The organism is Bradyrhizobium acaciae, assembly GCF_020889785.1.
In the GTDB taxonomy this organism is placed as follows: domain Bacteria; phylum Pseudomonadota; class Alphaproteobacteria; order Rhizobiales; family Xanthobacteraceae; genus Bradyrhizobium; species Bradyrhizobium acaciae.
Genome location: NZ_JACMYK010000182.1, coordinates 1 through 12,885, shown reverse-complemented (window position 1 = coordinate 12,885; position 12,885 = coordinate 1). Strand labels below are relative to the sequence as shown.

The window sequence follows — 12,885 nt, the reverse complement described above, 5'->3', positions numbered from 1 at the left end:
GGCGGGCGCCGGGCCGACGCGGCGCGAACGCGCGGTTTCGATGCGGCGGGTTTGGCACGCGCCGCCGCGTGGGGGGCATCGACCGTGACGGAGGGCAACACTGTGGTCGACGTCTGGGCTTCCGCTCCGGAAGCCAACGCGCAAAGCGCCGCGCTCAGCGCGAGCACGCTTGCCGCCTCCAGCGGGTGATAACGAAACATGGATCAATCCTGACACCGGCTCTTCGGCCGGCTTGCTCAACGGCATTTGCCGGCGCGGCACGCACCGGCAGCGACAGTCTCGTCAGGAAAAAAGCGGCGGCGCGCGGGCTTGCGCGGAGAGGCCCGCCCGCGAACGATCGAGCTCGCCGGCGAAATCGAGCCAAACGATCCGGCTCGGTACGCGTTCGACGGCCTGGGCCGCAACTTGCGGATGTTCAACGGGCGCACCGGTCTGCAGCACGCTGCACGCGGAGCAACAACCGTCATGAGCGTCGTGACCGGTCTGGTCGCCCTGCCCGGCTCCGGAGCCGGCATTGCCGTGGCAGATGGTGGCGGCCGCGAGCGGATCGGATACGGCAAGGCTCGCCGCCCAGCAGGCCCCGATCGGTGCGAAAATCTGCACCAGCAGGGCAACCAGGACTATGGGCAGAAAATTCTTCAGCCGCCGGCGCATCGCAAAACCCATCCGGAACCGAACTAACCACCACCGGCCTCGGAAGTCGAGATCGCGGACACGTCCGGTTTCTTCCAGCTGACGGAAATAGCCGAGCGTGACAGTTGCGTCACGGGCGCCGCACAAGCCGCCCTATCTCCTTACTCTGTCACGTGTTTTCACATCACTGTCACAACCGGCAGCGGCGCCATCCCAATCATTTCGCAAATTGCTCGAAATTTGAACAATCGTTGCCGAAAATGGTGACAAGCTTGGAAAGATGGTCTACCAATTCGGGCGCAGGCCAGCCGCGAGGCGTGTCCTGATGGTCCAAGTCTCGGGAGGAGCCCGACGCGCACAAGCAGCGTCACCCCATCAATCAAGATCAAATCGAATTTTTGGGGCAAATAGGGTCGACACAATTTTTGGAGCAGGGCTTGGAGCCCTGCTCTTTTTTTGTCTGATGATCGCAATCAACGATGGCTCCATCATCGAATCCAATCGAACGCAGCTTTGAACTCGCAGCAACGGCTTGCGATGATCTCACGCCGTTGGTGTATCGGCGGTTGTTTCGCGAACATCCCGAGGCGCAGGTGATGTTTCGCACCGAAGGCAGCGAGCCGGTCAAGGGTTCGATGCTATCTCTCACGATCGAAGCCATTCTCGATTTCGCCGGCGAACGCCGCGGACATTTTCGCCTGATCGAATCGGAAGTGTTCTCCCACGACGCCTACGGGACGCCGCGCGAATTGTTCGTGGCCTTCTTCGCCGTGATCGCGGACTGCTTGCGCGACATTCTCGGTGAGCATTGGTCCGCGGAGATCGATGCTGCGTGGCACAAGCTGCTCCGCGACATCGAAGCCATCGTGCTGCAACAGAAACATCTCGTGGACGCGAAGGCGTAGCGTCACCGTTCCGATTGTGACACACTCCCTTTATCCGCGGCGCGTGCAACTGACGCCGACGGTCAGAAAAACGACGAGGGAGCAAACAATGCCAGAGACCGACAAGGGGATGGACAAGGCGTCGACGACGCGGCGCGACCTTCTGCAGATGGCGGCGGCAGGTGGAGCTGCGGCCGGCCTGTTCGGCGGAATGGGCGTGACGTCCGCGCTCGCAGCCGAGATGGGACGTTCGGAAAAACCGCTGAAGGCCGCATTCTCCAACGCCGGACTGCAGGCGACATGGTGCGCGCAGGGCAAGCAGGCCGCCGAGTTCTGGGGCAAGCTGTTCAACGTCGAGGTTACCTGGTTCGACGGCCAGCTCGATGCCGTCAAGCAGCGCGCCGCCATCGACAACATGGCCTCGCAGAAATGGGACTTCGTCGCCATCCAGGCCTTCGGCATCGGCACCCTGACCCAGCCGGTGCAGAAGATGATCGACGCCGGCACCCCTGTCATCGACATGGACACCCTGATTGCGCCGCTCGACCAGATCAACGTGCATTCGTTCCTGGCGCCCGACAACGAGTTCATGGGCGCCTCGGTGACGCAGGCGCTGTGCAACGCGATCGGCGGCAAGGGCAAGGTCATCATGACCCAGGGCGCGCTCGGCCACACCGGCGCGCAGGGCCGCGCCAAGGGCTTCAATTCGGTCGTGAAGCAGTTCCCGAACATCGAGGTGCTGGATACCCAGCCCGCCGACTGGGACGTCTCCAAGACCGCCCGGCTCTGGGAAACCTATCTGACGAAGTATCCGCAGATCGATGCGGCGTTCTTCCACAATGACGACATGGCGCTCGCGGCCGCTAACATCATGAAGGCGCACAACCGCACCAACATCCTGATCGGCGGCGTCGACGCGATGCCGCCGGCGATCCAGGCGGTCAGCGAAGGCCGCATGTTCGCGACCGTCCGCAATCCGTCCTGCCGCATCCATGGCGGCGCGATCGTTGCCGGCGTCGCCGCCGTGGTCGGCGGCGAGAAGAGCGGCCAGGGCATTCCGAAGAACGTCGTGACCGACGGTCCCGTCGTGACCAAGGCCAACGCCGCCGGCATGCAATGGATGGAGGATCACTTCCTGATCTGAGCGCCCCTCATGTCGCAGGGACGCTCCCCGATCCTCGAGTTGAACCAAATCACAAAGGCCTTCGGCGGTGTCGAAGCCCTTCGTGGGGTCGACTTCGCGCTCCACGCCGGCGAGATCCATGGTCTCGTCGGCGAGAACGGCGCCGGAAAAAGCACGCTGATGAAGATCATCGCCGGCGTGCATCCGGAGTTCTCCGGCCGCTTCATGCTCGACGGCAAGGAGACCCGGTTTCGCTCCACCCGCGACGCGCACGCCGCCGGCATCGGCATGGTGCATCAGGAGCTCAGCGTCGCGCCTGATCTGACCGTCGCCGAGAACGTCTTCCTCGGCAACCAGCCGACCAACCGCCTCGGCTTCGTGCAATGGCGGCGGATGGCGCGCGAGGCCGGCGAGCAGCTGTCCCGGTTCGGCATCGACGTCGATCCGATGACCCGGCTCGGCGACCTGCCGATCGGGCTGCAGCAGCTGATCGAGATCGCCCGCGTGCTGTTCTCGGGCGCGCGCATCATCATTCTCGACGAGCCGACCTCAGCCCTCTCCCCGCCCGAGGTCGAGCGTCTCTTCACGACCTTGCAGAAGCTTCGGGACGAAGGCACCAGCATCGTCTTCATCTCGCATTTCATCGAAGACATCCTGCGGGTCTCCGACGTGGTGACCGTGTTCCGCAACGGGCGGAAGATCGCCGCAACCGCATCCGCCGACACCACCAAGGGCGCGCTGATCGAGGCCATGATCGGCCGCGGTGGCGAAAAGCTGGAGCACAGCTACACCGACGACCTGATGCTGCCGCAATCCGGCGCCGGCTCGGTGGTGCTGAAGGTCGATCAGCTCTCGCTCCGCCGCAGCCTGCAGGACGTCTCGTTCGAGGCCCGCGCCGGCGAGGTGCTCGGGATCTACGGCTTCATGGGCTGCGGACAATTGGAGCTGTCCCGCATCCTGTTCGGCAAGCTCAGGCCCGACGGCGGGACGCTTGCGGTCGACGGCGCCGCGAAGACATTCCGCAGCACCGCGGCCGCCCGGCGGGCGGGCATCGCGCTGGTGCCGGAGAGCCGGCGCGCGATGCTGTTTCACCAGGAGCCGGTCTACAAGAACATCTCGATCAGCATCCTCGAGCGGATCTCGGCGTTACTGCTCAAGCCGGTGCGCGAGCGCGCCATCGCCCAGCGCCAGGTCGAGCAGTTGCAGATCAGGCCGCCGGTGGTCGGTCTCGATCTCGGCATGCTCTCCGGCGGCAACCAGCAGAAGGTGGCACTGGCGAAATGGCTCGCCTACCCGCCGCGCCTGCTGGTGCTGTGCGAGCCGACCCGCGGCATGGATGTCGGCGCCAAGAACGACGTGATCAACATCGTGCGCGATCTCCGCGCCAAGGGACTGGCGATCATCGTGCTGTCGACCGAGCCGGAAACCGTGCTGTCGCTGGCCGACCGGATCCTGGTACTGAAGCGCGGCGCGGTGGTGCGCGAATTCGCCGGCGAAGCGGTCAGCAAGGACCGGCTGCTGGAGGCGGCGTGATGGAGTGGAATGATGACGAGCAGTGACAGCGCGACGACGCCGGCGGATCACCAGCGGTCGCGCGGGTTGGCGCCCTTCCTGCGCTCGCAGATGCGCAACATCGCTCCGTTCCTGACGCTGATCTTCCTCAGCGCCTTCTTTGCGATCGCGAGCCCGTCGTTTGCGACCATCGACAATGTCGGCAACATCCTCACCCAGGTGTCGGTCACCGGCATCATCGCCGTCGGCCTCACCTTCGTGATCCTGTGCGCCGAGATCGACCTGTCGATCGCCAGCATCGCCAACGTGACCGGCATTGCGGTTGCCTACTTCACGCTGCAGGAATCCTACGTCAACATCGCCAACGTCCCGATGCCGGGTTTTGCCGCGATCCTGCTGGCGCTGGCGCTGTGCGCGCTGCTCGGCCTGGTCAACGCGCTGGGGCTGACCATCATCGGCATCCCCTCCTTCATCATGACGCTCGCCATGATGCAGATCGCCGCGGGCGTCTCGGCGCTGCTGGTGCGCGGCCAGATCGCCTACAAGGTGCCGCCGCTGATCACGACGCTCGGCTCGGGCTCGATCGGCGGCATCCCCTGGATCGTGATCGTTGCCGCGGTGATGCTGCTCGGCGGCCATCTGGTGCTGACCTACACGCGCTTCGGCCGCTACGTCTACATGGTCGGCGGCAACCGCGAGGCTGCGGAATTTGCCGGCCTCAACGTCAAGCTCATCCTCGGCAGTGTGATGGTGATCTCGGCGGTCTGCTCGGGGATCGGCGGCATGCTCGGCGTCGCGCATTTCGGCAGCGCGCAACAGAACGAGTTCGACACCTATCTGCTGGATTCGATCGCGGCCGTGGTGGTCGGCGGCACCAGCCTGTTCGGCGGCCGCGGCGGTATCGGCAACACCATCGTCGGCCTGTTCGTGCTCGGCGTGCTCAACAACGGCCTCGACCACGTCAATATCGACAGCTTCCTGAAGATCCTGATCCGCGGCCTGATCCTGCTCGCGGCGCTGATCATCAACGTCTACGCGCAGCGGCTGCGGGAGCAAGCGGCGGATTAGCGTGCAGCTCTCTCCATTCGTCGTCCCTGCGAAAGCAGGGACCCATACTCCACCGTGGGTGTGTGATGAACGGGACTCGTCATTCTGCCATCGCGCAAGCATGACTCTCGGTGGTTGTGGGTCCCTGCTCCCGTGCGCATTGCGCGCCAGGCAGGGACGACATCGAATGTGTTGCGCTGTCCTGGGGCGAAGCGAAACCCATTCTACAAGATAACAGCCCGCTTGATCCGCCCGGTAGAGGCTCGCCATGAAGCTGTTCTGCGCGCCAGGTACGTTGTCTCTCCTGCCGCATATCGTGTTCCTCGAGGCCGAAGTGCCGTTCACGGCCATCAGGATCAACGAGCACACCAAGGCCATCGAAGGTGGCGGCGACTATCGAACGGTGAACCCGCTGGGTTCAGGACTCGGAAGCCATGAAAACGCGCGCGCGGTGCTGACGGCCAGCCAATTCTGGTAGCGTCGGCAGCGCATCCGGCGCTAGGTTGCCGTTGTGAATTTACTTATGTCGCCGCCAGCATTTCGGGAACATCACAGAACCAGGGAGAAGACCGTGACTGCTTTCAACGCTGTGCGTTTTCGGGTGAAACCTGCGCGCGATCAGGAGTTTTTGGACGCCCACAAGACCATCGGGGCAACCTGGCAAGGTTTATTGCGTGCCAATATTATCAAGACCGGTGACCATTCCTATTGCATCATCGCCGAGTGGCAAGACATGGACGCGTGCATCAAGGCCCGGCCACATATGATTTCCACTCTGAATACTTTTCGCGATACGCTCGAAGACTTGGGCGGCGGTCTCGGCGTCACCGATCCCGTCGCGGGTCCGGTCGTCTTGTCCATAAAATAAGAAGATTTGTGAAGGATAGATCATAAGGCGACGCTCGCGGCCGCGCCTGCTCTGCGTCATGAGCGGTCGTTGTCCTTTCCCCGCCCCGCTTTCCGGACAGCAACGCGCTAAAATTTTCGAACAAGCCCAGCCGAGCCGGCGCTAATCTCCGGCCGGCAGCGGAGGTTTACGCCTTGTCAGCGTCGACAGCACATCGGGAGATACACGGGAGGATTGGCAGGACAATCGCCGTCGCAGTCGGACTTGCTCTGAGCCAGGCCGTAGTAGCAGCACCGCCCGATAACCCGGATCCCGCGCTTGCCCCCTGGTTTGAGAGTTTGAAGCAACCAGGCACCGGTGCGTCGTGCTGCTCGATTGCGGATTGCCGGACGGTCGAGTTTCGACAGGACCGCGACGGCTACGACGTCTTGATCGATGCTCGCTGGAAGATGTCGAAACCGTTCTGGCTGCGGGTCCCGCCGAACAGAATCATCGACAGAACCGACAACCCGACGAACCGCGCCGTCGTCTGTTTCACGCCCGAGGCAGGCATTCTCTGTTTCGTGCGTCCGGCCGAAAGCTGATCTGTGTCGCTACGCTTGCCGTACATGACCATCGATATCGTCATCTGGCAAAATCGGGCTGCCAGTGGCGCAGTTCGCGCGCGGCGTAGGTGACGGCGCCGATCGTCGTGTAGGACGCTGCCTCCAGCATCATGTTGCGTGCGAGCTTCAGGCTGCGTGCCTCGCAGATCGCGCGCTGCTTCTCGTCGGCGATCCATTCGAAATCGATGTTGTGCGCGAGGCCGAGGATGCGCCGGATGGTCTTGGCGGCGGCAAAGCCGACCGTGTCCTGGAACAGCCTCGCCATGTAGGCCTGCCGCTCCGCCTCCAGCCGCGCGGCGCCGGCCTCGCCCGCAAACAGTGACACCGGATAGCCGTCGCCCTTGGCGTCGTTGTGCCACAACGCGAGAAACTTGCGCGAGAATTCGGTCCAGACGCCCTCGATGGTTTCCAGCAGCCAGGCCTCGAACGCGGCGCGTTCGCCCGGCGTGCGCTCGTGGCCGGCGGAGGCCAGATAGGCCATCAGGAGATTGCCGATCACGGCGCCGATGTCGAAGCCCATCGGCCCGTAGAAAGCGAATTCGGGATCGATCACCTTGGTCTCGCCGCCGGTGACCATGATCGAGCCGGTGTGCAAGTCACCGTGCAGCAGTGCCTGCGGGCTCGCCATGAACTTTAACTTGAGCCTGGAGATCGCGACATGCAGGTCGAGATCCTCGCGGAACGCCGCCGCCGTCGCGTCGAGATACGGCGTGGTCCAGCGGTTCTGCTCGGCGATGCGGTAAGGATCGGTGAAGATCAGGTCTTCGGTGATCTTGCAGAGCGCATGGTTGCCGGCGAATGCCGCAATCCCTTCCTTCTTCTCCGCGGCTGGCAGCGCGAGATCGGACGTGAAGAACAGCGTCTGCGCCAGGAACGTCGAGATATCATCGACGAAGCGCGGATACCGCGTCGCCCCGATCAGGCCCTTGCGCATGACGATGTGCGGCTCGAGCAGCTCCATCGCGGTGAGCGCGAGCGGCTCATCGTGATGCAGTACCGCCGGCACCAGGCTCGGCGCGAGCCGCGCCTGATGCACCAGCGCCAGATGCTCGTAATGCGCCCGCGACAACGGCAGCGGCCAGCTCTCGCCGACCAGCCGCACGTAAGGCAGCGCCTGCTTGACGGCGATGCCGCCGCTCAGTCCCTTGACGATGAAGACGAGGTTGAGGTTGCCGTCGCCGACCTCGCTGATCGACCAGTCCGCCGGCGTGCCGCCGAGCTGCGTGACGATGGCAGGTAGGCTTGCGAGATAGTCCCGCAGATCGGCTTCCCGCAGGATTCGATACTGGCTCTGCCCGGAGCCTGGTTGCGCCTGCAGGTTCATCGTGGTCGCCTCCCCAAGACTTGGACCCGAGCCATTGGCCGCTCGTTGTGCTATTCCGGGCACGTTGCCGCAAGAGCTGACGGCCCGGTTCGACGCCCACAATCGCAGGCGGCGGGACGCGCCGCAATGGCCCAGACGAAGTCCCCGAAGCCACTGATCAGGCCCTACCCCGCCGGCGTGTTTCAGAATTCACGATGACATTTTCGAGTGAAGGACGTTGCCATGCTCGTCGCCGTGTTCTCGATATTTGCCGCCAGCCGCAAGGACGCGCTTGTCGACATGGTCGAGCAAGTGCACGCCGGCTTCCTCGCCGCCGGATTGGGCGAGCCGACGGTACGCCTCAGGCTGTCCGATCCCCCTCTCACCGCCGAGATCGCCGCCGTGCAAGCTGCGGCAGGAACGAAGCGTATTTCCAGCATTGCAAGGGTGATCAAGCGCTGGCCGGAATTGGAGCGCTTCGTGCGAACGACCGGCTCGGTTGGACCCGGCAGGGCGCAAGCACGCGTGATGTCGAACGTGGCCGAGAGCGGTGCCGTCGAAGCGATCGACTTCGCGATCCTCAGGGAGATCGCAAAGGGCGTCCCGAAGTCATTTCCATGCCACGCCATCGACCTGCATTTCTCGGTGCCCGGCTTTTCGGACGGTCCGCAGCTGCCCGCGCAGCCCGACCTTCAGACGCTTCGCGGCCTGATGCGTGCCGGTGTCGACATCGGCGCCGGCCACCCGACCTCGCCCGGCATCGGCGTGCACGACAAATGGTGGGTGAACGGGCGGCAGCGGTCGCTGGCCGCGCTGCGCATCGTCGAAGCCGATCCGCAGGCCAAGAAATTGCCAGCACCTCCGGCCGAGATCGCGGCCCTGCTCGCAGCCTGCGGCAAGGTCCGCAAGACGGTGCAGGTCCCGATGCTCACGGCGACCGCCGGGCCAGCCGGCGGCCTGTCTCTTGAGATGGACCAGGCCATCCGCACGATCGTGCGCGCCTGTCGGGCTCGGATGAGCGAACTACTCAATACCCTCCCGCACGACCTGCCTCACCAGGTCGAGAGCGCCGCCGCGACTGCTCCCGATGGAGGCCCGGGCACCGGCCCCAAGAAGCCCGATCTGGTCCGGGCCTTTGCGCCGCTCGGCTACGATTGCCGCGGCGAGAGCGGATCGTTCAGGCTGCAACGGCGCACCCCGGGCAATCTCACCGTCAGGCTCCAGGTCGATGTCGGCAACTGGAACAGTTCGGTTGTGGCCTTCATGCAGGTGATCGGCATGGTGAACGGGCACGGCTTCAAGGCCACGCTGCCGCTGCATGCCTCGCGCCACGCGGTGCGCGGCGAAGTGAGAGGGGTCGAGTTACCGAGCCAGTTTCCGATCGGCAGCGCCGAGCGGTGGGCGCAAATCGTCGACAATCTGGCGACGCTCGTCGCAGCGCTCGATCGCAGCTTCGTGCCCGAGATCGAGGCGATCACCGGCCCGTCGCCGGAGTGGTTCCGGCCGGAGCACAGCTGAGCCCGTTGCTCCGGATCGTGGCCCCGGTGAGCCAACGGGTCGCGCGAACGCGCGCCCGATGACAGGCTCAGCAATACCCGGGGCAATGCTCCCGCATGTCGCTTCGCTCATGCGGGCGACTTCGCTGCGCCCCCTCGCCCCATTCTTGCGGGTTCCCACGGGGAGAGGCACGCCTGCGTAATTTCTGTATAATAGAATTATGCCGCTGATTTGCCCGACATGTCAAGTTGCCGTGTCGAATGCCGGCAGGCCGCCGGCTACTTTGCATGGGGTTGTTTTCGATTTTTTTGGGAGCTCGCCCCGCGGAGGCAGTTCGGGTGAGCGAAGCGATACCCGGGAAATGCCCCCGCATGTCGCTTCGCTCATGCGGGCTACGTCTCAACCCCACGGACCGTAGCCAATTCTAGAACGGCATCCCCATCAGTTTCGACAGCCGCTCGACCGACAGATAGCCGGCGTAATAGGCCCACATCCCGATCGCGAAGATCACGGCCGACAGCCCCGTGGTCCACAGCAGCTTGCGGCCCATCCGCGCCATGATCGGCGCGCCGGGATCGGTGCCGGGCGCACCGACGCCCTCCTCATGCTGGCTGCGCACGCCGAACGGCAGCGTCAGGAACAGCACGAGCCACCACAGCACGAAGTAGATCGCAAGGCTGGTGGAGATTTGATACGCCATGTGGCCTCAGGCCTGTTCGATCTCGACCAAGGCGCCGGAAAAGTCCTTGGGGTGGAAGAACAGCACCGGCTTGCCGTGCGCACCGATCTTCGGCTGGCCGTCGCCCAGCACGCGCGCGCCCTCGGCAATCATGCGGTCGCGCGCTGCGATGATGTCGGGCACGTCGTAGCAGACATGGTGGATACCGCCGTCGGCGTTGCGCTCGACGAATTTCGCGATCGGCGAAGCTTCGCCGAGCGGCTCGATGAACTCGATCTTGGTGTTCGGCAGCGTCACGAACACGGTGATGACGCCATGCTCCGGCAGCGGCACGGCGTCGGATATCTCGGCGTTGAAGGCGGTGCCGTAGATCTTCGCGGCCTGCCTGGCGTCCTTGACGGCAATGGCGACGTGATTGAGCCGGCCCAGCATCTCTCTCTCCCTTGTATCGTTGTGCGCGCTTCGAAGGCGCTTGTCAGACCGTCAGTACGTGCACGACGCAGATCGGCTTCTTGCCCCATTGCTCGTTCAGCGCCGCACGTACTGCACGCCGCACCGATTCACCCAGCGCATCCGGATCGCGCCGCCGTGCCCGCGGCAGCCCCTCGATCGTCGATACCACCACATCGAACACGATATCGTCGAGCAATTCGCCAGCCGCATTGTTCTCCGGCATGCCGACCAGATCAACCTCGGGCTCGTCGACCATTTCGCCCTGCTGGGTCATGGCGATGGCGACGAAGGCGCAGCCGGCAAAGCCCATCCGGCGCCGCTCGACCACCGCGCGCGACTTGGAATCCTCCAAGATGGTTCCATCCTTGTAGAGCCGGCCCGACGGCACTTCGCCGACGATGCCGGGATCGCCGGGCCCAAGCTTGACGAGGTCGCCGTTGCGGCAGGTCAAAACCTTGGGAACGCCCGCGGCACGGGCCAGCTTGGCGTGCTCGGCAAGGTGCAGCGCTTCGCCGTGGACCGGGATCAGAAGCTGCGGCCGCACCCAGGAGATCATGTCGCGCAGCTCGTCGCGGCGCGGGTGGCCGGAGACGTGCACCAGATGCTCACGGTCGGTGATGACTTCGACGCCCTGCGTCACCAGCCCGTTGATAATGCCGCCGACCGCCTTCTCGTTGCCGGGAATGGTGCGGGAGGAGAAGATCACGGTGTCGCCCTTGTTCAGGGTCACCTGCGGATGGTCGTCATTGGCGATCCGGGCCAGCGCGGCGCGCGGTTCGCCCTGGCTGCCGGTGCACAGCGCCAGCACCTTGTCGGCCGGGAAATGTCCGTAATAGTCGGCGCTGCGGAACTTGTGCGAGGCGTCGAGATAGCCGCATTCGCGTGCGACCTGCACCACCCGCTCCATGGCGCGGCCGACCACGACGACCTCGCGATCGGCGGCGTTCGCCGCATCAGCCACCGCCCGCACGCGAGCGACATTGGAGGCGAAGGTGGTGACCGCGACCCGGCCCTTGGCCGCCTTGACCAGCTTCTTGATGGTGGCGGCGACCTCGGTCTCCGAGGGCGAGCGGCCGTCGCGCACCGCATTGGTGGAATCGCCGACCAGCGCCAGCACGCCCGCGTCGCCGAGCTCGCGCAGCCGACGCTCATCGGTCGGCTGGCCGATGATCGGGGTCGGGTCGATCTTCCAGTCGCCGGTGTGCAGCACGGTGCCGACATCGGTCTTGATCGCCAGCGCGTGCGATTCCGGAATCGAATGCGCAACCGGGATGAACTCGACATTGAACGGGCCGATATCGACCCGGCCGCCCGATGGGATCACCGTGATCGGGATTTTCGGCGGATTGCGCTCGGCGGCGCATTTGGCCTCGAACAGCGCCGCAGAGAACTGCGTCGCGTAGATCTTGCAGCCGAGCTTCGGCCAGAGGTCGATGATGGCGCCGAAATGGTCCTCGTGGGCGTGCGTCAGCACGAGGCCCATTAGATTGTTACGTTCCTTCTCGAGGAAGCGGACGTCGGGCATGATCAGGTCGATGCCCGGCAGATGCTCCTCGTCGCCGAAGGAGACGCCGAGATCGACCGCGAGGAACGACCGCTGCTGGCGATTGCCAAGACCATAGATCGACAGGTTCATGCCGATTTCGCCGACGCCGCCGAGCGGGGCAAAGGTGAGCTCGTCGGGACGCGCCATCAGTTAGCCCTCACGGAGGCCGCGGTGCCGAAATAGACCTCGCCGGCGGTCACGGGTGTGCGCTGTCCATCAGCGGAGCGAACGATCAGGCAGCCGGTGTCGTCGATGGTATCGAAAGTGCCCTCGAGCGTCGCGGCGCCGGTCTGGACCGCGACCTTCTCGCCGAGCCCGGCGGCGCGCTCCAGCCACAGCCTGCGGATCTCGGGAAAGCCGCGGCCATCGTCCCAGATGCCGCGAAACTCGACCCATGCGTCCGACAGCGCGGCGAACAGCTCTTCCGCGCCGATCTGGATGCCGAGCGTCGCCAGCGATATCGCAGGCGTCGGCGTCCCCTCGGGCGCCGCGATGACATTGGTACCGATGCCGACCACGACTGCCAGCCGGTTGCCGACCGCCTCGGCCTCGAGCAGGATGCCCGACAGCTTCTTGCCGTTGGCCAGCACGTCGTTCGGCCATTTCAGGGTGAACTTCGGACTGTGCGGCCCGAGCCGCAGCGCTGCCTCGATGCTGACCTTCTGCAGCGCGGCTTCGAGCGACAGTCCGGCGGCAAAGCCGAGCGTCGCGGCGACCGCCGGCTGCACGTCCGTCACCTCGAGGATGCTGCTGGCA

At 64.8% G+C, this 12,885-nt stretch carries 15 protein-coding genes; 7 read left to right on the top strand and 8 right to left on the bottom strand.

Features of this window, described 5'->3' with window-relative positions; translation table 11 throughout:
- Together H8A92_RS36550 and H8A92_RS36545 are read right to left on the bottom strand one after the other, a co-directional pair.
- The coding region (locus H8A92_RS36550; protein ID WP_229200137.1) for a hypothetical protein at positions 1–200 on the bottom strand (200 nt) is incomplete at its 3' end.
- Positions 201–282: 82 nt separating this feature from the next.
- Entirely contained in the window at positions 283–654 is a 372-nt protein-coding gene (locus tag H8A92_RS36545; protein ID WP_229200136.1) for a DUF2946 domain-containing protein, read from the bottom strand.
- A gap of 458 nt (positions 655–1,112) precedes the next feature.
- On the opposite strand from H8A92_RS36545, the gene H8A92_RS36540 reads away from it, so the two are divergent.
- The 6 genes from H8A92_RS36540 to H8A92_RS36515 all read left to right on the top strand — a co-directional run bounded on the left by H8A92_RS36540 (position 1,113) and on the right by H8A92_RS36515 (position 6,067).
- Positions 1,113–1,538, top strand: coding sequence for a globin (locus H8A92_RS36540; protein ID WP_229200135.1), 426 nt, complete (start codon positions 1,113–1,115; stop codon positions 1,536–1,538).
- Between the two features lie 88 nt (positions 1,539–1,626).
- The gene (locus tag H8A92_RS36535) at positions 1,627–2,661 is read left to right on the top strand and encodes a sugar ABC transporter substrate-binding protein (protein ID WP_229200134.1); all 1,035 of its coding nucleotides are present in this window, start codon (positions 1,627–1,629) and stop codon (positions 2,659–2,661) included.
- A gap of 9 nt (positions 2,662–2,670) precedes the next feature.
- Positions 2,671–4,173 carry a sugar ABC transporter ATP-binding protein gene (locus H8A92_RS36530; RefSeq protein WP_229200133.1) on the top strand — a complete coding sequence of 501 codons (1,503 nt, stop codon included), beginning with the start codon at positions 2,671–2,673 and terminating at the stop codon, positions 4,171–4,173.
- Positions 4,174–4,185: 12 nt separating this feature from the next.
- Complete coding sequence (locus tag H8A92_RS36525; protein WP_229200132.1) at positions 4,186–5,220, top strand: ABC transporter permease; 1,035 nt, start codon at positions 4,186–4,188, stop codon at positions 5,218–5,220.
- 247 nt (positions 5,221–5,467) lie between these two features.
- The gene (locus H8A92_RS36520; protein WP_229200131.1) at positions 5,468–5,677 is read left to right on the top strand and encodes a glutathione S-transferase family protein; all 210 of its coding nucleotides are present in this window, start codon (positions 5,468–5,470) and stop codon (positions 5,675–5,677) included.
- Positions 5,678–5,770: 93 nt separating this feature from the next.
- Positions 5,771–6,067: a DUF718 domain-containing protein gene (locus H8A92_RS36515; protein ID WP_163153471.1), complete on the top strand. Its 297-nt coding sequence runs from the start codon at positions 5,771–5,773 to the stop codon at positions 6,065–6,067.
- A 397-nt stretch (positions 6,068–6,464) separates the two neighbouring features.
- On the opposite strand, the gene H8A92_RS36510 is transcribed toward H8A92_RS36515, so the two are convergent.
- Together H8A92_RS36510 and mtnK are read right to left on the bottom strand one after the other, a co-directional pair.
- Entirely contained in the window at positions 6,465–6,674 is a 210-nt protein-coding gene (locus H8A92_RS36510; RefSeq protein ID WP_229200130.1) for a hypothetical protein, read from the bottom strand.
- Positions 6,671–7,975: an S-methyl-5-thioribose kinase gene (gene mtnK / locus H8A92_RS36505; protein WP_229200129.1), complete on the bottom strand. Its 1,305-nt coding sequence runs from the start codon at positions 7,973–7,975 to the stop codon at positions 6,671–6,673. The genes H8A92_RS36510 and mtnK overlap by 4 nt, the downstream gene beginning before the upstream one ends.
- A 222-nt stretch (positions 7,976–8,197) precedes the next feature.
- Here mtnK and H8A92_RS36500 point away from each other — a divergent pair, with 222 nt between their 5' ends.
- Positions 8,198–9,472, top strand: coding sequence for a hypothetical protein (locus H8A92_RS36500; RefSeq protein ID WP_229200128.1), 1,275 nt, complete (start codon positions 8,198–8,200; stop codon positions 9,470–9,472).
- Between the two features lie 403 nt (positions 9,473–9,875).
- Here H8A92_RS36500 and H8A92_RS36495 read toward each other — a convergent pair whose 3' ends face one another.
- The 4 genes from H8A92_RS36495 to H8A92_RS36480 all read right to left on the bottom strand — a co-directional run.
- Positions 9,876–10,151, bottom strand: a complete 276-nt coding sequence (locus H8A92_RS36495; protein WP_229200127.1) for a DUF1467 family protein — start codon at positions 10,149–10,151, stop codon at positions 9,876–9,878.
- Between the two features lie 6 nt (positions 10,152–10,157).
- Positions 10,158–10,562: a methylmalonyl-CoA epimerase gene (gene mce, locus H8A92_RS36490; RefSeq protein ID WP_092114633.1), complete on the bottom strand. Its 405-nt coding sequence runs from the start codon at positions 10,560–10,562 to the stop codon at positions 10,158–10,160.
- A gap of 43 nt (positions 10,563–10,605) precedes the next feature.
- Positions 10,606–12,276: a ribonuclease J gene (locus H8A92_RS36485; RefSeq protein WP_229200126.1), complete on the bottom strand. Its 1,671-nt coding sequence runs from the start codon at positions 12,274–12,276 to the stop codon at positions 10,606–10,608.
- The coding region (locus tag H8A92_RS36480) for a biotin--[acetyl-CoA-carboxylase] ligase (RefSeq protein WP_229200125.1) at positions 12,276–12,885 on the bottom strand (610 nt) is incomplete at its 5' end. The genes H8A92_RS36485 and H8A92_RS36480, both read right to left, overlap by 1 nt.

Coding starts and splice junctions, on each gene's coding strand:
- H8A92_RS36545 (WP_229200136.1), bottom strand. CDS start 654: ATGCGCCGGCGGCTGAAGAATTTTCTGCCCATAGTCCTGGTTGCCCTG.
- H8A92_RS36500 (WP_229200128.1), top strand. CDS start 8,198: ATGCTCGTCGCCGTGTTCTCGATATTTGCCGCCAGCCGCAAGGACGCG.
- mce (WP_092114633.1), bottom strand. CDS start 10,562: ATGCTGGGCCGGCTCAATCACGTCGCCATTGCCGTCAAGGACGCCAGG.
- H8A92_RS36535 (WP_229200134.1), top strand. CDS start 1,627: ATGCCAGAGACCGACAAGGGGATGGACAAGGCGTCGACGACGCGGCGC.
- H8A92_RS36520 (WP_229200131.1), top strand. CDS start 5,468: ATGAAGCTGTTCTGCGCGCCAGGTACGTTGTCTCTCCTGCCGCATATC.
- H8A92_RS36525 (WP_229200132.1), top strand. CDS start 4,186: ATGACGAGCAGTGACAGCGCGACGACGCCGGCGGATCACCAGCGGTCG.
- H8A92_RS36530 (WP_229200133.1), top strand. CDS start 2,671: ATGTCGCAGGGACGCTCCCCGATCCTCGAGTTGAACCAAATCACAAAG.
- H8A92_RS36485 (WP_229200126.1), bottom strand. CDS start 12,276: ATGGCGCGTCCCGACGAGCTCACCTTTGCCCCGCTCGGCGGCGTCGGC.
- H8A92_RS36540 (WP_229200135.1), top strand. CDS start 1,113: ATGGCTCCATCATCGAATCCAATCGAACGCAGCTTTGAACTCGCAGCA.
- mtnK (WP_229200129.1), bottom strand. CDS start 7,975: ATGAACCTGCAGGCGCAACCAGGCTCCGGGCAGAGCCAGTATCGAATC.
- H8A92_RS36510 (WP_229200130.1), bottom strand. CDS start 6,674: ATGACGATATCGATGGTCATGTACGGCAAGCGTAGCGACACAGATCAG.
- H8A92_RS36495 (WP_229200127.1), bottom strand. CDS start 10,151: ATGGCGTATCAAATCTCCACCAGCCTTGCGATCTACTTCGTGCTGTGG.